Here is a 16,883-nt window from a genome sequence, read left to right as displayed (position 1 = left end):
CCCCCCCCCCCCCCCCCCCCCCCCCCCCCCCCACCCCCCCCCCCCCCCCCCCCCCCCCCCCCCCCCCCCCCCCCCCCCCCCCCCCCCCCCCCCCCACCGCGGGGCTCGTGCCTACTTGATGAACGTCGCCCAGTCCGGGGCCTGCGCCGGGTCCAGCCCGCGCAGCTTCGCCAGCACCTTCGGGTCCTGCGCGTCCAGCCAGTCGGCGAGCTCCTTGAACGACACACAGCGGACACCGTCCCGCTTGCAGACCGACTTCACGACGTCCTCGACGGCCTTCATGTATATGCCGCCGTTCCAGTCCTCGAAGTGGTTGCCCACGAACAGCGGCGCCCGGCTGCCGTTGTAGACCCGCTCGAAGCCGTACAGATAGCCGTCGCGGGTCAGCTTCCGCCACTCCGCGTACTTCGCGGGGTCGCCCTTGGTGTTGTCACCGGACTGGTTGAAGAGGAAGTTGAAGTCCATCGACAGGACCTGCTTCTCGCTCTTCGGGTACGGCAGCAGCTGGAGCGGGAAGTTCCAGATGCCCTGGATCTGGGAGGGCCAGATCTGGAAGTCGCCGGGCGAGCTCGCGTCGTACCGCCAGCCGAACTCCTTCGCCGCCGGTATCAGCGTCTTCTGCCCCTCGAGGCAGGGGGCGCGGCCGCCCACCAGCTCCTTCTTGTAGTCGAAGGGCAGCGGGGGAAGGTCCTTCAGGCCGGTGTTCGTCTTCCAGTTCTCCACGAAGGAGTACGCCTGCTCGATCTCGCTCTTCCACTCGGCCGGGCTCCAGTCGCCGCCGCCCTTGGCGCCGCAGAAGTGGCCGTTGAAGTGCGTGCCTATCTCGTTGCCGTCCAGCCAGGCGCCGCGTATCTGCTCGACGGTGTCCTTGATGTGCGGGTCGGTGGCGAAGTCGATCGCCGCCTCGCCCGGCTTGTGCTGCGGGGGCTTGTACAGCGTGGCCTTCGACTTCGGCAGGAGATACATGCCGCTCAGGAAGAACGTCATGTGGGCGTTGTTCTCCTTGGCGACCTCGCGGAAGTGCGAGAGCTGGTGGTCGTCGCCCTCCAGCGCGCCGTCCCAGGAGAACACCACGAACTGCGGGGGCTTCTCGCCCGGCTTGAGCTTCTCCGCCTTCGCCCGGCCCGGCTGCGGACCGGTGTCGGAGGTCGAGCCGTCACCGAGGACGTGGACCTTGCCGTCCCACTTCTCCTCGGGCTTCTTGCTGGGCCCGGACTCGGCCTCCGGGACGTTCTTCGCCTTGTCCTGCGAGGGCGCGGAGGCGGACGAGGGAGAGCTCTTGCCGTCGTCGCTCTTCTTGGAGTCGCAGCCCGAGAGCCCCACGGCGAGGGCGGCGACAGCGCTCGCGGTGACCAGAGCCGTCCCGCCCCGCAAGGTCCTCTTCGACAAGGTACTTACCCCCTGGCGCCGTAAACAGATGTTCTGGCGGTAAGTATCACAGGTCGCTCGCACGGCCCCGCAGGGCCGGGTGCTCCCCGACCACCGTGCAGGAACCGGGCGCGATCTCGGTGTACCCCGCGTCGTGGACCACCGGCAGCCCGCTCGCCGTCAGCTCCGCCCAGCGCTCCGCGCCCGCCGTGCGCACCGCGAGCGGGAAACCGCTCTTCCGCCAGACCTCGCGCTCCTCGTCGGGCAGCATCCACCAGGCCAGCTGCGCGCCGTGCCCGACCTGCGCCATCGCCTTGCCGGCCGACATCGCCAGGCCGGGGTTCAGCCACATCACCGCCGCCCGGGCGTCCGGCGCCGCCGGGGGAGCGAGCTCGTCCAGCTCGGTGCCCGACACCTGGAGCCGCGCCAGCTCCTTGGGCCAGCCGTCCAGCGGCACGGGCGGGAAGACGCGCACCTCGGCGCGGTCACCGGTCACGGTGATGCCCGGCAGTGCCGCCGCCTTGCGCCACTCCTTGCCCCGCGCCCGCCGCACCACCTTGCGGATGCGGGAGTCCTGCCAGTCCCGCACGGCCCGCGCCCACTCCCCGTCCATCCCGTCGACCGTCAGGGCCCGCTCGTCCGACAGCAGCGTGAGCACCGCCCGCGCCGCGGTCTCCAGGGCGTCCGTGCGGTCCGGCGGAGCGTCCTTCTCGATCCGTACGACGAGCGGCAGGACGAACTCCCGCGCCGCCTCCCCGGGCTCCTCGGGGACGGCGTTCGCGGTGTCGGAAGCGGTGTCGGAACTGGTCACCCGCACAGTCTGCCAGCAGCCTGATGGGTGCATGGCAGAGGCCATTGCAGTGACCGCTGAGACTCAGGGGGCCGGCCGCCGCCACGGAGCGCCCGGCCCGTGGGTGCCGCGCGACATCGATCCGGACGTTTCGCAGGGCGCGCTGCCGCGCGTCGAGGGCACCAACGCGCCTCGGCCGCCCCGCTGCCGGTGGCCGCCTGGCTGGTGCGGGTGGGGCGTGAGGCATGGGGGACCATGGGCACATGAGCGCACACCAGGACGAACGGCACGACGGCTTCGCCGACTGCGTGCACTGCGGCAAGCCCACCGAACACCCGGCGGACCGGCCCGGCATCACGCTGTGCCCCGTCTGCGAGTGGCAGGAGGCGCAGCGGACGGCCTGCTCCGGCTGACCGGACTCCGGTCTGCCGGTCAGTGCTCCTTCTCGGCCAGCGACTTCGCGTCGCGGGCCAGGGCGGTCAGCCGGGATATCGCGCGGAAGTACTTCTTGCGGTAGCCGCCGTTGAGCATGTCCTCGCCGAAGAGCTCGTCGAACGGCCGGCCGGAGGCCAGCACCGGCACCTCGCGGTCGTAGAGCCGGTCCGCGAGGACCACCAGCCGCAGGGCCGTCGACTGGTCCGGCACTGGCTCGACGCCGGTCAGGCACACGGCCTGCACCGAGTCGCACATGGCGCCGTAGCGGCTCGGGTGGACCTTGGAGAGGTGGTCGAGCAGCGAGGGGAAGTCGTCGAGCGAGGCGCCCGGCGTCGCGTACGCCGTACGGGTGACGACGTCGTCGCTGTACGGGGCGGGCGCCTGCGGCAGGCCCCGGTGGCGGTAGTCCTCGCCGTCGATGCGCAGCGGCCGGAAGCGCGCGGACAGGCCCTGTATCTCGCGCAGGAAGTCGGCGGCGGCGAACCGGCCCTCGCCGAGCTTGCCCGGCAGCGTGTTGGAGGTCGCGGCGAGCGCCACGCCCGCGTCCACGAGCTTGCCCAGCAGGGTGGAGACGAGCACGGTGTCGCCCGGGTCGTCCAGCTCGAACTCGTCGATGCACAGCAGCCGGTGCCCGCCGAGGGTCTGCACGGTCTGCTGGAAGCCGAGCGCGCCGACCAGGTTGGTCAGCTCCACGAAGGTGCCGAACGCCTTCTGCTCCGGCGCGGCCGGTGTGGCGTGCCAGAGGGAGGCCAGCAGGTGGGTCTTGCCGACGCCGTAGCCGCCGTCGAGATAGACGCCGCGCGGGCCGTCGGCGGCGGGCTTCGCCTCGCGCCGGAACCAGCGCTTGCGGCCGGCGCCCGTCGCGCTCGCGCCGCCCAGCCCGGCCGCGAAGGTCTCGAGCACGCGCACGGCCTCGGCCTGGCTGGGCTGCTTGGCGTCGGGTATGTAGGTGTCGAAGCGCACCGCGTCGAAGCGCGGCGGCGGCACCATCTCGGCGACCAGGCGGTCCGCCGGTACGTGCGGGGCGCGCGAGGTCAGGGCGATCGGCGAACCGGCGCCCTGCCCGGCTATCGGGCCGGAGGCGTCGGCCGGGGCCGGGGCTGATGAGGCTGCCGGGGCTGCCGCGCCGGAAGTGGATGCGGTGGAGGCTGACACAACCGTCCAGCGTAGTCGCTGTCCGCCCCGCCCCGGCCACCGGAAGGGCGAGGCATGTCACACTGCGGCCTATGCGACGCCTGTTCCCCTCCCCACCGGCCCCGTCAGCCCCGTCAGTCCCGCTGGACCCGTCAGCCCCGTCCTCGCCGTCCGGGACCGAGGAGCGCACCTGGGACCTGGACGAACTCGCCGAGGCGTACGCCTACCCCGACGTCCCCGGCGGCGGCGCCTGGCTGCGGGCCAACATGGTCTCGTCCCTCGACGGCGCGGCCCACCACGAGGGGCGCTCGCAGCCGCTGTCCTCCGACGCCGACATGCGGATCTTCGGCACCCTGCGCGGGCTCGCCGACGCCGTGGTCGTGGGCGCGGAGACCGTGCGGCAGGAGGGCTACCGGCCCGCGCGGGCCCGGGAGGCTTTCGCGGCGCGGCGCGCGGCGCTCGGGCAGGGGCCCGCGCCGGTGATCGCGATCGTGAGCGCCGGGCTCGACCTGGACTTCTCGCTTCCGTTGTTCACCGAGCCGCTGGTGCCCACCCTCGTGCTGACCGGCGAGGAGGCGCCCGCGGACCGCGTGGCGGCGGCGCGGGCGGCGGGCGCCGAGGTGATCGTGGCCGGTGAGGGGCGCCTGGTGGACCCGGCCCGGGTGCCGGGCACGCTGGCCGCGCGGGGCCTGACGCGGCTGCTGACGGAAGGCGGCCCGCTGCTGCTGGGTCAGTTCGCCTCCGCCGGGGTACTGGACGAACTGTGTCTCTCACTGGCCCCGCTGATCGCTTCCGGCACCTCGCCGCGCATTGTGAACGGGCCGCCGATGGCGGTGCCGGAACGATTCGTCCTGGCTTCGGTCCTCGAGGAGGCGGGTTTTCTCTTCACGAGGTACCGAAGGATCTGACAATCGGCGGAATTTTCCACTCCGGTTACCTCTCGGTGGGCAGTATGGAGTCAGACGCACCCGCAGGGGAACGTGATCAGAACAGGCGGGCCCAGGGGGGCACGCGCAGGATGGTTTCTGTTGGGCCCGGTGGCCCACGAAGGAGAAGGGCTCCCACCGTGTTCACGAGTGTATTGATGATCGAGCAGCCGCTGTCCGCCGCGGACGTCGACTTCGTCACCACTCTTCACGACGACCAGATGTCCTTCGTCGTCCTGATGCAGCCCAGAGGCGCCGAGGACCGGCTGCTGCGCGCCATCGACGACGTCGCTCTCGGCGAGCTGGAGCAGGCGGTCCACGAGGCCGACGAGCCCGAGGGGGAGGAGGCCCGGCGGCCCGCCGCGCTCGCCCTCGAACACTCGCTCCGGCTGCTGCGCGACGCCGGGTGCGAGGCCGTCGGCCAGCTCGTCGAAGGGCACCCGCTCGACCTGCTGCGGTCCGTCGTCGAGCAGACGCACGCCGACGAGGTGATCGTGCTGACGGCCCCGCACCTGGTCGAGGAGTTCTTCCACCGGGACTGGGCGTCCCGCGCCCGCCACAAGGTCGGCGTGCCCGTGCTCAAGCTCTACGCCCACAACGACGAGGACACCGCCGCCGCGCGGGAGCGCTGACCCCGGCCCGCTCACCCCTCGCGCAGCCGCCCGTCGGCCATCGACAGCACCCGGTCCGCACGGCCGAGCAGCGCCCGGTCGTGGGTGACCAGGACCGTCGCCGTGCGATGCCGGCGGGTCACCTCGCCCAGCAGCTCCACGATCCGCTCGCCCCGCTCGTGATCCAGCGCCGACGTCGGCTCGTCCACCAGCAGGACGGACGGGCCGCCCGACAGCGCGCGGGCGATGTTCACGCGCTGCCGCTCGCCCCCGGACAGCTGGTGCGGGCGGCGGCGCCGCTTCGCCGCGTCGAGACCGACGGACTCCAGCAGCTCCGCGGCGTGCGACCGGGCCGCCCGCACGCTTTTGCCCCGCAGGTGCGCGACGGCCAGCAGCTGCTCCTCGGCCGTCAGGGAAGGCAGCAGATTCGCCTGCTGGAAGACGATTCCGATCCGCTCGCGCCGCAGCGCCGTACGCTCCTTGCCGCTCATCGCGGCCGTGTCCCGCCCGGCCAGGACCACCCGGCCCGCGTCGGGGCGCAGCAGGGTCGCCGCCACCGCCAGCAGGCTCGACTTCCCCGAGCCGGAGGGCCCGGCGACCGCCACCAGCTCGCCGGGCGCCACGTCCAGGCAGACGTCGTCCAGGGCCGTGAGCCTGCGATCACCATCCGGATAGGTGAGTTTCACGGCTTCCATCGACAGAACGGAAGAGCGGTTCATCGGGAGGCTCCCAGCGCGGTCAGCGGATCGACGGACGTGATGCGGCGTACGGCGAGCGCGGAACCGGCCAGCCCCAGCAGGACCATCGCCCCCACCGGCACGGCCACCGTGGCGGCGCTCAGCTCGAACGGCACCGCGGCGGAGGCCAGCGCCCCGCCGCCCGCCCCCGCCGCCGCCCCCAGGGCCGCCCCGGCGAGCAGCACGACGGCCGCCTGCCCGAGCGCGTCCCGCACCAGATAGCCGCTGCTCGCGCCCACCGCCTTGAGCACGGCCACATCGGGGCGCCGCTGCACCGTCCACACGGTGAAGAAGGCCCCCACCACCAGCGCGCTCACCACGAACAGGAAGCCCTGGAGCAGCTGGAGCGTGCCGTGCTCCGCCGCGTATCCGTCGATCCCTTCCAGCGCCGCGTCCCTCCCCACGGCCTCGGTGGTGCGGGCGGCGGGGCCGTCCGGCCCGCCGGAGCCCTTGACGGCGAGTGCGGTCGGCTGCTGCTGGTGGCTCGCCCGCCGCCAGTCCCCGAGCGTGGTCCACACGCTCGGGGCGTGCCCGTGGCTCCGGTCGGCGGTGATGCCCGAGACGGTCAGTTGCTCGGCGCCGAGGGTGACGCGGTCACCCACCCGGACGCCGGTCGCGCGCGCCAGCCGCTCACCGACGGCCACCGCGCCGTCCCCGGGGGCGGCACCGGAGAGCAGCGGCGGCAGCAGCCGCCCGGAGGCGCCGAACGCGCTCACCGACGTCGCCTTCCCCGCCGTGGTCAGCCGGGTCATCGCGACGCCGAACGGCTCGGCGGACGCCACCCCCGGCGCGGTGCGCCACGCGGCGAGCTGCCCGTCGTCGACGCCGCTGCCGGAGAACGACACCTCCGGCTCGGCGCCCTTCGGCGCGCCGAAGACGATCCGGTCGGCGGGCAGACCCGCGACGGCCGACGTGGCCTCGCGGGCCAGCCCGTCGGTCAGGCCGTAGAGAAAGACCACCAGCGTGGTGATGAGCATGACGACCGAGCCCATGAGGGCGAACCGCCCTCGGGCGAAACGGATGTCACGGAGTGCGACGAACAACGGAACCCTCCCGGGACCTGATCAGGACACCCACCACGCTCCCGCACCAGGCGCCCGCCGCCATCAGGGCAAGGACCGGTTCGCGCACCACCCGTCCGGCGTACCCGGAAATCAATCGAACGGTTGACGGCCCGCGACCGGAGGCCCGTCCAGGGAGCCGTACGCTCGATGGGGTGAGCCGATCCAGCAGCCCCGCACCCGCGAGGCCGTCCCGCGCGCACGCGGAACCGCCGCGGGGGACGGCGCCGACGGACCCCGAGCACCCCGCCTCCGACGCACCCTGGCTGCGGACGGTGACCCTCGCGCTGCACGGCGCCTTCTACGCGCTGCTCGCCGTCGCCCTCGGCCCCGCCGCCGTCGGCGCGAAGCCGGCGGCGCTGCTCGCGCCCGGCATCGCGCTGGCCGTCGTCTACGGCGCCGGAGCCGTGCGCCGGGCGCGGCCCCGGGAGGGGAGCGCCCGCCCGCGCCGCGGCGGCCTGTGGCTCACCGCCGTCACCGCGCTGTGGCTCGTGCTCCTGTGCATGGACCACGGCTTCAGCTACGTCGCCTTCCCGCTCTTCTTCCTCTTCCTGCACGCCCTGCCCGCGCGCTGGTCCCTGCCCGCCGTCGCCGCCGCCACCGGCGCGGTCGTGGCGGCCCAGGCCGCGGCGCCCGGCGGGCTCACCGCCGCCAAGGTGGTAGGCCCGGTCGTCGGTGCCGCCGTCGCCGTCCTGACCGCCTACGGCTACGCCGCGCTCTACCGCGAGACCCGCCACCGGCAGCACCTGATAGACGACCTCGTACGCACCAGGGACGAGCTGGCCGCCGCCCAGCGGGAGGCCGGGCGGCTCGCCGAACGGCAGCGGCTCGCCCGCGAGATCCACGACACCCTCGCGCAGGGCCTGTCCAGCATCGTCCTGCTCGCCCGCGCCGCCGAGACCGCCGCTCCCGACGCCGCCCGCGCCCGGATGCGCGAGGTCGGCCGCACGGCGTCCGACAACCTCGCCGAGGCCCGGCGCTTCGTGCAGGCCCTCACCCCGCCCGCCCTGGAGGACGCGCCGCTGCCCGAGGCCCTGCGCCGCGTCACCGCGCGCGCCCTCCCCAGCGCCGCCTTCCACCTCGACGGCGAGCCCTGCGCGCTGCCCGTCGAGAGCGAGGTGGCCCTGCTGCGCCTCACCCAGGAGGCCCTGGCCAACGTGGTCCGCCACGCGCGCGCCGACCGCGCCGCCGTGACCCTCGCCTACCTCGACGGGCAGGTCACCCTCGACGTCTACGACGACGGCGTCGGCTTCACCCCCGGCGACGGCCCCGCCGACGGGCGCAGGACGTTCGGCCTGCACGGCATGCGCGAGCGCATCGCCGAGCTCGGCGGCACCCTCACGGTGGAGTCCGCGCCGGGCGAGGGCACCGCCGTCGCCGTGACCCTGCCCGCGCCGGTGTCCGTACCGTCCGCCTCCGCGGAGGCGGACGGTACCCGGTGATCCGCGTACTCCTGGTCGACGACCACCCCGTCGTCCGGCGCGGGCTGCGCGCCATGGTCGACGAGCTGCCCGAGGTGAGCGCCGTCGGCGAGGCGGCCGACGGCGCGGAGGCGCTGCGCCTCCTCGACGCCGGGGTCCGGCCCGACGTGGTCCTGATGGACCTCCAGATGGGCGCCGGGATGCACGGCGTCGAGGCCACCCGCCGCATCACCGCCCTGCCCGACCCGCCCGCCGTGCTGATCCTGACCACCTACAGCACCGACGCCGACATCCTCGCCGCCGTCGAGGCCGGGGCGACCGGCTATCTCCTGAAGGACGCGCCGCCCGAGGACGTGGCGGCCGCCGTCCACGCCGCCGCCCGCGGCGAGACGGTCCTGGCCCCGCCCGTCGCCGCGCGCCTGCTCGGCCGGGTCCGGGCGGGACGGCCCGCCCTCTCGCCGCGGGAGGCCGAGATCCTCGGGCTCCTGGCCGAGGGCCTGGCCAACAAGCAGATCTCCCGGCGGCTGTTCATCAGCGAGGCCACGGTCAAGACCCACCTCGTGCACATCTACGGCAAGCTCGGCGTCGACAGCCGCACCGCGGCCATCGCGGCGGGCCTGGCCCAGGGCCTGATCCGCCCGGTATGACGGATATGCGGCGGCCGTGGGACCGGCTGTCGGTACCGGGTGCAACAATCGGGCCTGTAGCTACACCCGGCACCGATTCCCAGGGAGCACCGCACATGGCACCGGCCGTCCCCACGACGATGGACCGACCGCACTTCATCGGCATCGGCGGCGCCGGCATGTCGGGCATCGCGAAGATCCTCGCGCAGCGCGGCGCGCGCGTCGCGGGCAGCGACGCCAAGGAGTCCGCGACCGCCGAGGCCCTGCGCGCCCTCGGCGCCACCGTGCACATCGGGCACGCGGCGGACCACCTCGCGCAGGACGCCACCTGCGTCGTCGTCTCCAGCGCCATCCGCGCCGACAACCCCGAGCTCGCGGCCGCCGCCGAGCGCGGCATCCCCGTCGTGCACCGCTCCGACGCGCTCGCCGGCCTGATGGACGGCCTGCGTCCGATCGCCGTCGCCGGCACGCACGGCAAGACGACCACGACCTCGATGCTCGCGGTCTCCCTCGACGCCCTCGGCCTCGACCCGTCGTACGCCATCGGCGGCGACCTCGACGCCCCCGGCTCCAACGCCCGGCACGGCGCGGGCGAGATCTTCGTGGCGGAGGCGGACGAGAGCGACCGCAGCTTCCACAAGTACGCGCCCGAGGTCGCGATCATCCTCAACGTGGAGCTGGACCACCACGCGAACTACGCGTCGATGGACGAGATCTACGAGTCCTTCGACACCTTCGTCGGCCGGATCCGCCCGGGCGGCACGCTCGTCGTCGCCGCCGACCAGGCGGGCGCGCGCGAGCTGACCGAGCGCGTCTCCGGCCGCTACGACATCGAGGTCGTCACCTACGGCGAGGCCGAGGACGCCGACGTCCGCGTGCTCAAGGTCAACCCCCGCGGTCTGACCAGCGAGGTCACCGTCCTCATCGACGGCAAGATGCTCACCTTCACCGTCTCCGTCCCCGGCCGGCACTACGCGCACAACGCCGTCGCCGCCCTCGCCGCGGGCGTGGCCCTCGGCCTGCCGCTGCACAACCTCGCCTCCGCGCTCGGGAAGTACACCGGCGTCAAGCGCCGCCTCCAGCTCAAGGGCGAGGCGAACGGCGTCCAGGTCATCGACTCCTACGCCCACCACCCGACCGAGATGACCGCCGACCTGGAGGCCATCCGGGGCGCCGCCGACGGCGCCCGCATCCTCGTCGTCTTCCAGCCGCACCTCTTCAGCCGCACCCAGGAACTGGGCACCGAGATGGGCGAGGCGCTGGCCCTGGCCGACTCCTCCGTCGTGCTGGACATCTACCCCGCCCGCGAGGACCCGCTCCCCGGCATCACCAGCACCCTGATCATCGACGCCGCCCTCGCCAAGGGCGCCGACGTCCGCCCCGAGCACGACATGGCTGCCGTGCCCGACGTGATCGCGGGAATGGCCCGGCCCGGCGATCTCGTTCTCACCATGGGCGCCGGCGATGTGACCGACCTCGGTCCGCGCATCCTGGCCCGCCTGGAGAGCTGACCCAACTGCCCGGGAGGGGCGAGATGTCGTACGAGGTCGAGAAGCCGGACGAGCAGTGGCGCGCGGAGCTGACCCCCGCGGAGTACCAGGTGCTCCGCGAGGCCGGCACGGAGCCCGCCTTCCGTGGTGAGTACACCGATACCACGACGGACGGCGTCTACTCCTGCCGGGCCTGCGGGGCGGAGCTCTTCCGCTCCACGGAGAAGTTCGCGAGCCACTGCGGCTGGCCGAGCTTCTACGACCCGAAGGACTCCTCCGCGGTCGAACTGATCGAGGACCGCTCCCACGGCATGCTCCGCACCGAGGTCCGCTGCGCGCGCTGCGGCTCCCACCTGGGCCACGTCTTCGAGGGCGAGGGCTACCCCACGCCCACGGACCAGCGCTACTGCATCAACTCGATCTCGCTGCGGCTGGAACCGGCGGAGAGCTGACCCGGCCTCGTCGCCGAGGCGTCGCTGTGGCCCGCTCCGGCGGGCTCAGCCCTTCCCGAGGTCAGCCCTTCCCGAGGGCCGAGAGGCCCTTCTTGAGGTCGTCGTAGTTCATCACCGGGTGCAGCTCGACATCGGCCTCCATGTCCTGGAAGAGCGACTCGAGCGTGACGGGCAGCCGCGACGGGTCCTCCAGGTCGAAGACGAGCACGCAGGTGCGGCCTCCGTCCATCGCGCCGAAGTAGGCGGCCTCAGGCTTGGTCCGGTCCATCAGGTCCTGGATGAATGTGGCCATGGTGCCGCTTCTGACCGCCTCGTTGGAGGTGTGGGTGTCCATCCGGGCCCTGAGCATCGCGCGCATGGCTCATCGTCCCCTCGGTGCGACGCACCGCACCCGGCGCTCCGGCTCCGCGCTCACTGAGGCACGGATACGCCTGTTTCCAGCGTCTCTCCGGCCCCGCCCCGCCGCAACGGCGGACGGGGCCGGCCGTACCGCAGCACGGCCGCCGACTCGGGCGCCAGGCGCAGGACGCCGTCCGCACCCGGCGGGTCCACCGGCCGCCACGCCGCCAGCACCTCGGCCGCCCCGACGGGCAGCGCCGCCGGGGCCCCGGTCGGGTTGACGGCGACGCACAGGGGCCCACGGCGCAGCACCGTGGTGAGGTCACCGGCGACGCTGACGTCCGTCGCCGCGAGCGGCGCCCGTGCCAGGGCCGGCTCGTCGCGGCGCAGCGCGATCAGCCGCCGGTGCCAGGCGAGCAGTTCCGCGTGCGGGGCGCGGGCCGGCTCCGTCCAGTCCAGGCAGGAGCGTTCGCGGGTGGCCGGGTCCTGGGGGTCCGGGATGTCGGCCGCCGCCCAGCCGTGCGCGGCGAACTCGCGCCGCCGCCCCGTGCGTACGGCCTCGGCCAGCTCGGGGTCGGTGTGGTCGGTGAAGAACTGCCATGGCGTACGGGCCCCCCACTCCTCGCCCATGAAGAGCATCGGGGTGAACGGCCCGCACAGCACGAGCGCGGCCGCACAGGCCAGCAGCCCGGGGGAGAGGCGGGCCGACAGCCGGTCGCCCAGCGCCCGGTTGCCGATCTGGTCGTGGTTCTGGGCGTAGCCGAGGAGGCGGTACGCGGGCACCGTGCCCCGCTCCAGCGGCCGGCCGTGGGGACGGCCGCGGAAGGAGGAGAGCGTGCCGTCGTGGAAGAACCCGCCGGTCAGCGTCTTGGTGAGGGCGTACGCCGGGTCGGCGGCGAAGTCCCCGTAGTAGCCCTGGGACTCACCGGTCAGCGCGGTGTGCAGCGCGTGGTGGAAGTCGTCGTTCCACTGCGCGTGCGTCCCGTGCCCGCCCGCCTCGCGCGGCGCGGTGGTGACCGGGTCGTTGAGATCGGACTCGGCGATCAGGAACAGCGGCCGGCCCAGCCGCGCGCCCAGCCCGTCCACCGCGGCGGACAGCTCGGCGAGGAAGTGCGGGGTCCGGGTGTCGGCCAGCGCGTGCACCGCGTCCAGCCGCAGCCCGTCGAGCCCGTAGTCCCGGAGCCAGGCCAGGGCGCTGCCCGTCAGATACGCGCGGACCTCGTCGGAGCCGGGCGCGTCGAGGTTGACGGCCGCGCCCCACGGCGTGTGGTGGGTGTCGGTGAAGTACGGGCCGAAGGCGGGCAGATGATTGCCGGACGGCCCGAGGTGGTTGTGCACCACGTCGAGGACCACGCCGAGACCGTGCCGGTGCGCCGCGTCCACGAAGCGCCGCAGCCCCGCCGGGCCGCCGTACGGCTCGTGCACCGCCCACGGCGCCACCCCCTCGTACCCCCAGCCGTGCGTGCCGGGGAAGGGGCACACCGGCATCAGCTCCACGTGCGTGACGCCCAGGTCCGCCAGATGCGGCAGCCGCCCGGCGGCGGCGTCGAAGGTGCCTTCCCGGGTGAACGTGCCGATGTGCAGCTCGTAGAGGACCGCGCCGGGCAGCGGCACGCCCGGCCACTCCTCCGGCTCGGGGAAGGCGGCGAAGTCGACGACGGCGCTGAGCCCGTCGGGCCCGTCCGGCTGGCGCCGCGAACGGGGGTCGGGCAGCACCGGCCCGCCGTCCAGGGCGAAGCCGTAACGCGTCCCCGCGGCGGCCGGGGCCTCGCACCGCCACCAGCCGGCGCGGCCGGGATCGCGCTCCATGGCACGCGTACGCCCGTCCGCGCACAGCACGACCTGCCCGGCCTCCGGCGCCCACACCTCGAACAGCACTACGGCTCCCCTCGACGGCGGTGCTGCCCATGGTGCCCTCCGGCAGCGGCCGAGCGGTATCGGTGCGGGCCGTGTGTCCCGCGCCACGGCTGCGCGGAGGTGTCCTCTCCTCCCCGGCCGTCTGCCCTCGCCACAGGCGGCGAGGACGACCGGAACCGGCTACGGGACGAGGTCGATCTGCTCCTGCGCGACCGGATAGCCCGCCTTCGCGAACTGGGCCGCCATCGGGAAGTTGCCCTGGTCCGTCGCGGCGGCGATCCGGGTCGCGCCCTCGGCCACCAGGTCGTGGGTGCACTCGACGAGCAGGTCGTACGCGTAGCCGTGACCGCGCTGCTCCGGCACGACGCCGATGTAGCCCACGCACGGACCGGTGGGGTTGTGCGCGGGGATCTGGATGCCCACCACGCCGCCGTCCGGGGTGAAGGCGAGCTTCCACCACGCGCGGGGCGAGGGCAGCCAGTTCAGGAAGCCGAGCAGGTCCTCGACGGCCGCCCGCGGACCGGACTCGTCGAGGGCCCTGCGGTCGTGGGCGTCGAGCGTGCCCTCCATGACGCGCAGCAGCACGTCCCGCACGACGGCGTCGTCCGGCTCCGGCCGGAACTCCAGCCGCCCGGGGCGCTCGGGCACTCCGCACTCGCTCGTCCACACATACCGGAAGCGCTCGACCAGCGGCCGCATCCCCGCCGCCCGGGCCGCCGCGACGCGGGCCTCGGCGGCGGCCCGTATCTCCGGACGGCCGCGCCAGCCGGGCGGCACCCTGATGCTGTACTCCGACCGCAGCGGGGCCGTGCGCAGCAGCTCGGTGCCCGCTTCCGCCTCGCCCTCGGCGAAGTCGAACCAGTCGAGGCTCACGGGCACCTCGTCGCTCGCCGCACCCCACCAGGCGGCACGCGCCACGACCTCGCCGTCGCGCAGGGCGACCCAGGTCCACTCCGGGCGGTAGTCACCGCCTTCGTGGACGGGTGCGTAGGTGTGGCCGAAGGCGGCGCGGCCGACGAGCCCGGGGTCGTGCAGAGAGGTGAAGAGAGAGGTCTCGTGCTCGGCGAGCGCGCGGACGACCAGCTCGGTCATATATGCCCTTTCGACGGACGGCCCCCGCAAGACATTTGACGGACGGCCCCGGCAAGGTAAAGGCGTGATCATGACCGCGTCCAACGCTTTTCCGTCCGCGGTACTTACCGCTGACGCACCGCACGCGCGCCCCTCAGCCCCGTACGAGAAGGGCCACCGGCCAGTCGTCCAGCAGCTCCGCCAGCGGTACCCGGCCCTCGTGCGGCCGGTCCGTCAGCAGGTCGCGCCAGGGGGTGGTGCCCGGCAGTTCCAGGGACGTGTCCCGCCAGCCGCCCGCGGCGGTCAGCCTGGCGGGGAGTCGGGTGACGGCGGTGATCGCCTCGCCGGAGCGGGCGAAGGCCGTGCAGTGGCCGGCGGCCTCGCCCAGCGCCGGCAGGGGGTCGTACGAGGCGGTGGCGCCGAACCATTCGGGGTGCGCGCGCCGTAGCCGCAGGGCCGTGCGTGTCACGTGCAGTTTCTCGGCGGACAGGCCGGCGGGTTCCTCGTCGGGGAAGGACGGCGGGCGCCGGTTGTCCGGGTCGACCAGCGCGGCGTACGTCCGCTCGGTGCCCATATAGAGATCCGGCACGCCCGGCATCGTCAGGTGCAGCAGGGCAGCGCCCAGCGTGTTGGCCCGCACGGACGGCCCGGTGGCCTCCTCCAGCGGCGCGAGCGCGGCGGCGTGCCGCCCGCCGCCGGGGCCCGCCGTGACGTAGGCGCGCACGGCCTCCTCGTACGCGGCGTCCGGCTCGGTCCACGTCGTGCGCAGCGCGGCCTCCCGGACGCTCTTGAGCACCGCGGGGACGAGCCGCCCGGCGTCGGGGGTGCCCAGCCCGAACGCGCTCTGCCAGGCCACCCACGCCACCTGCGGGTCGGGCGCCGGGTCGGCGGCCAGGCGGGCCGTCAGATCGGCCCACAGGCGCGGGTGTTCGCTCAGTGCGGCGATCCGGGCCCGCACGTCGGCGCTGCGCTTGGTGTCGTGGGTGGACAGGACGGTGCCGGTGGCGGGCCAGTCGCGCTGGAGCCGGGCGCAGTAGGCGTGGAAGTCCGCGGGGGTGACCGCGGGCCGGTCGGGCGTGCCGCCGACCTCCGTGGCCGACAGCAGCGGGGCGTAGCGGTAGAAGGCGGTGTCCTCCACCGACTTGGCCCGCAGGGCGGACGCGGTCTGCGCGAACCGGGCGCAGAAGTCGCGCTGGTCCGGTCCGTCCCCGAGGCGGCCGAGTGCCGCGTCCCGCACGACCTCGACCACCTGGGCCTCCTCGGGGACGGCGAAGGCCGTACGCGCCCCCTGGGCGGCCTCGTCGAGCAGCACCGCGTCGACGGGCGCGGCGGGGCCGCCGGGGAGGGCGTAGGGGCGGTAGACGGGCAGCCTGACGAGGATCTCGCGCAGGGCGGTGCGCAGGGCCCAGGGGGCGTGGTCGCGCAGCCGGTGCGTGCTCTCGCAGACGCGGACGGCGGTGCGCACCAGCCGCTCGACCTCCGCCGCGAGCTCATGGGTGATCACCCGGTAGGCGGCGCGCCGCACCGTCGCGGGCCAGTCGCCGCCGCGGTCCGGCGGCAGGCCGGTGAACGCGCGGTAGAGCGCGCCGAGCTCCGCGGCCCCCTCGGGGTCGACGAACAGGCCGTCGAGGTGGCGCAGGGCGTCATAGCCGGTCGTGCCGGCGACGGGCCAGTCGGAGGGCAGCCGTTCGTCACCGCTGAGGATCTTCTCGACGACCGTCCACCGCCCGTCCGTGGCCGTGGCGAGGCGGCGGAGGTAGCCGGCCGGGTCCGCGAGGCCGTCGGGGTGGTCCACGCGGAGCCCGTCGATCACCCCGTCGCGCACCAGTTCCAGCACCTTGGCGTGGGTGGCGGCGAACACCTCGGGATCCTCCACCCGGACGGCGATCAGCTCGGAGATGGTGAAGAAGCGCCGGTAGTTCAGTTCGGTGCGGGCCAGCCGCCACCAGGCGGGCCGGTACCACTGCGCGTCCAGGAGCTCGGGCAGCGGCAGCCGTTCGGTGCCGGGCCGCAGCGGGAAGGCGTGGTCGCCGTACCGCAGCACGCCGTCCGCCACCTTCAGGCGCTCCAGTTCGTCGCCGAGCCGCCCGGCCAGCACGGGCAGCAGCACCTTGCCGCCGTGCTCGGACCAGTCGATGTCGAACCAGCGCGCGTACGGGGAGGCCGGCCCGTCCCGCAGGACCTCCCACAGCGGGCCGTTCAGCCGCGCGGGCGTGGGCACCGCCATGTGGTTGGGGACGATGTCGAGGATCAGGCCGAGCCCGTGCGACCGCGCGGTGCGGGAGAGGGCGCGCAGCCCCTCCTCGCCGCCGAGCTCCGCCCGTACGGCCGAGTGGTCCACGACGTCGTAGCCGTGCCCGGAGCCGGGCACGGCCTCCAGCACGGGCGACAGATGCAGATGGGACACCCCGAGGCCGGCGAGCCGGGGCACCGCCCGCTCGGCGGCGCGGAAGGGGAAGTCCGGCTGGAGCTGGAGCCGGTAGGTGGCGGTCGGCGCTGCGCTCTCTCGCATCATGGGAACGTACGTACCCACAACGGCGGCTCATGCCGCACGGACTACGCCAT

At 74.2% G+C, this 16,883-nt stretch carries 16 protein-coding genes; 7 read left to right on the top strand and 9 right to left on the bottom strand.

The features are described 5' to 3' along the window. Positions 1-111 precede the first annotated feature (111 nt). Together ACZ4A5_RS29580 and ACZ4A5_RS29575 are read right to left on the bottom strand one after the other, a co-directional pair. The gene (locus ACZ4A5_RS29580) at positions 112-1,389 is read right to left on the bottom strand and encodes a polysaccharide deacetylase family protein (protein WP_467590851.1); all 1,278 of its coding nucleotides are present in this window, start codon (positions 1,387-1,389) and stop codon (positions 112-114) included. Between the two features lie 46 nt (positions 1,390-1,435). Next, complete coding sequence (locus tag ACZ4A5_RS29575; protein ID WP_467590849.1) at positions 1,436-2,179, bottom strand: aminoacyl-tRNA hydrolase; 744 nt, start codon at positions 2,177-2,179, stop codon at positions 1,436-1,438. A 242-nt stretch (positions 2,180-2,421) separates the two neighbouring features. Between ACZ4A5_RS29575 and ACZ4A5_RS29570 the strand changes: the two genes are divergently transcribed. Then, positions 2,422-2,571, top strand: a complete 150-nt coding sequence (locus ACZ4A5_RS29570; RefSeq protein WP_366007143.1) for a hypothetical protein — start codon at positions 2,422-2,424, stop codon at positions 2,569-2,571. Between the two features lie 19 nt (positions 2,572-2,590). On the opposite strand, the gene zapE is transcribed toward ACZ4A5_RS29570, so the two are convergent. After that, positions 2,591-3,664, bottom strand: a complete 1,074-nt coding sequence (zapE, locus tag ACZ4A5_RS29565) for a cell division protein ZapE (protein ID WP_467590859.1) — start codon at positions 3,662-3,664, stop codon at positions 2,591-2,593. A 155-nt stretch (positions 3,665-3,819) separates the two neighbouring features. Between zapE and ACZ4A5_RS29560 the strand changes: the two genes are divergently transcribed. Continuing rightward, positions 3,820-4,635 carry a pyrimidine reductase family protein gene (locus ACZ4A5_RS29560; RefSeq protein ID WP_467590846.1) on the top strand — a complete coding sequence of 272 codons (816 nt, stop codon included), beginning with the start codon at positions 3,820-3,822 and terminating at the stop codon, positions 4,633-4,635. A gap of 158 nt (positions 4,636-4,793) precedes the next feature. Continuing rightward, complete coding sequence (locus ACZ4A5_RS29555) at positions 4,794-5,285, top strand: indole-3-glycerol phosphate synthase (protein WP_467590843.1); 492 nt, start codon at positions 4,794-4,796, stop codon at positions 5,283-5,285. 11 nt (positions 5,286-5,296) lie between these two features. On the opposite strand, the gene ACZ4A5_RS29550 is transcribed toward ACZ4A5_RS29555, so the two are convergent. Beyond that, on the bottom strand, positions 5,297-5,983 hold the full coding sequence (locus tag ACZ4A5_RS29550; protein WP_467590840.1) for an ABC transporter ATP-binding protein: 687 nt from the start codon (positions 5,981-5,983) through the stop codon (positions 5,297-5,299). After that, on the bottom strand, positions 5,980-7,044 hold the full coding sequence (locus ACZ4A5_RS29545; protein WP_467590837.1) for an ABC transporter permease: 1,065 nt from the start codon (positions 7,042-7,044) through the stop codon (positions 5,980-5,982). Before ACZ4A5_RS29545 ends, ACZ4A5_RS29550 begins: the two co-directional genes overlap by 4 nt. Positions 7,045-7,217: 173 nt before the next feature. On the opposite strand from ACZ4A5_RS29545, the gene ACZ4A5_RS29540 reads away from it, so the two are divergent. From ACZ4A5_RS29540 to msrB, 4 genes are all read left to right on the top strand, one after another. Further along, positions 7,218-8,504: a sensor histidine kinase gene (locus ACZ4A5_RS29540; protein WP_467590834.1), complete on the top strand. Its 1,287-nt coding sequence runs from the start codon at positions 7,218-7,220 to the stop codon at positions 8,502-8,504. Next, complete coding sequence (locus tag ACZ4A5_RS29535) at positions 8,501-9,130, top strand: response regulator (RefSeq protein ID WP_467590832.1); 630 nt, start codon at positions 8,501-8,503, stop codon at positions 9,128-9,130. Before ACZ4A5_RS29540 ends, ACZ4A5_RS29535 begins: the two co-directional genes overlap by 4 nt. A gap of 95 nt (positions 9,131-9,225) precedes the next feature. Next, complete coding sequence (gene murC, locus ACZ4A5_RS29530) at positions 9,226-10,620, top strand: UDP-N-acetylmuramate--L-alanine ligase (RefSeq protein WP_467590829.1); 1,395 nt, start codon at positions 9,226-9,228, stop codon at positions 10,618-10,620. A 23-nt stretch (positions 10,621-10,643) separates the two neighbouring features. After that, positions 10,644-11,051, top strand: coding sequence for a peptide-methionine (R)-S-oxide reductase MsrB (msrB, locus tag ACZ4A5_RS29525; RefSeq protein WP_398870845.1), 408 nt, complete (start codon positions 10,644-10,646; stop codon positions 11,049-11,051). Between the two features lie 61 nt (positions 11,052-11,112). On the opposite strand, the gene ACZ4A5_RS29520 is transcribed toward msrB, so the two are convergent. From ACZ4A5_RS29520 to treY, 4 genes are all read right to left on the bottom strand, one after another. Beyond that, entirely contained in the window at positions 11,113-11,409 is a 297-nt protein-coding gene (locus tag ACZ4A5_RS29520) for a hypothetical protein (RefSeq protein ID WP_467590826.1), read from the bottom strand. A 53-nt stretch (positions 11,410-11,462) separates the two neighbouring features. After that, the gene (treZ, locus tag ACZ4A5_RS29515) at positions 11,463-13,268 is read right to left on the bottom strand and encodes a malto-oligosyltrehalose trehalohydrolase (protein WP_467590823.1); all 1,806 of its coding nucleotides are present in this window, start codon (positions 13,266-13,268) and stop codon (positions 11,463-11,465) included. Between the two features lie 159 nt (positions 13,269-13,427). Further along, on the bottom strand, positions 13,428-14,339 hold the full coding sequence (locus ACZ4A5_RS29510) for a GNAT family N-acetyltransferase (RefSeq protein ID WP_467590820.1): 912 nt from the start codon (positions 14,337-14,339) through the stop codon (positions 13,428-13,430). A gap of 133 nt (positions 14,340-14,472) precedes the next feature. Beyond that, on the bottom strand, positions 14,473-16,833 hold the full coding sequence (gene treY, locus ACZ4A5_RS29505; RefSeq protein WP_467590817.1) for a malto-oligosyltrehalose synthase: 2,361 nt from the start codon (positions 16,831-16,833) through the stop codon (positions 14,473-14,475). Positions 16,834-16,883: the final 50 nt, after the last annotated feature.

It is taken from the genome of Streptomyces sp. NPDC025618 (genome assembly GCF_055558795.1).
This window is presented reverse-complemented; position numbering and strand designations above follow the sequence as displayed.

Excerpts from the sequence above, each read along its gene's own strand:
- treY (WP_467590817.1), bottom strand. The coding sequence starts at position 16,833 with ATGATGCGAGAGAGCGCAGCGCCGACCGCCACCTACCGGCTCCAGCTC.
- ACZ4A5_RS29570 (WP_366007143.1), top strand. The coding sequence starts at position 2,422 with ATGAGCGCACACCAGGACGAACGGCACGACGGCTTCGCCGACTGCGTG.
- ACZ4A5_RS29520 (WP_467590826.1), bottom strand. The coding sequence starts at position 11,409 with ATGCGCGCGATGCTCAGGGCCCGGATGGACACCCACACCTCCAACGAG.
- msrB (WP_398870845.1), top strand. The coding sequence starts at position 10,644 with ATGTCGTACGAGGTCGAGAAGCCGGACGAGCAGTGGCGCGCGGAGCTG.
- murC (WP_467590829.1), top strand. The coding sequence starts at position 9,226 with ATGGCACCGGCCGTCCCCACGACGATGGACCGACCGCACTTCATCGGC.
- ACZ4A5_RS29550 (WP_467590840.1), bottom strand. The coding sequence starts at position 5,983 with ATGAACCGCTCTTCCGTTCTGTCGATGGAAGCCGTGAAACTCACCTAT.
- ACZ4A5_RS29560 (WP_467590846.1), top strand. The coding sequence starts at position 3,820 with ATGCGACGCCTGTTCCCCTCCCCACCGGCCCCGTCAGCCCCGTCAGTC.
- ACZ4A5_RS29510 (WP_467590820.1), bottom strand. The coding sequence starts at position 14,339 with ATGACCGAGCTGGTCGTCCGCGCGCTCGCCGAGCACGAGACCTCTCTC.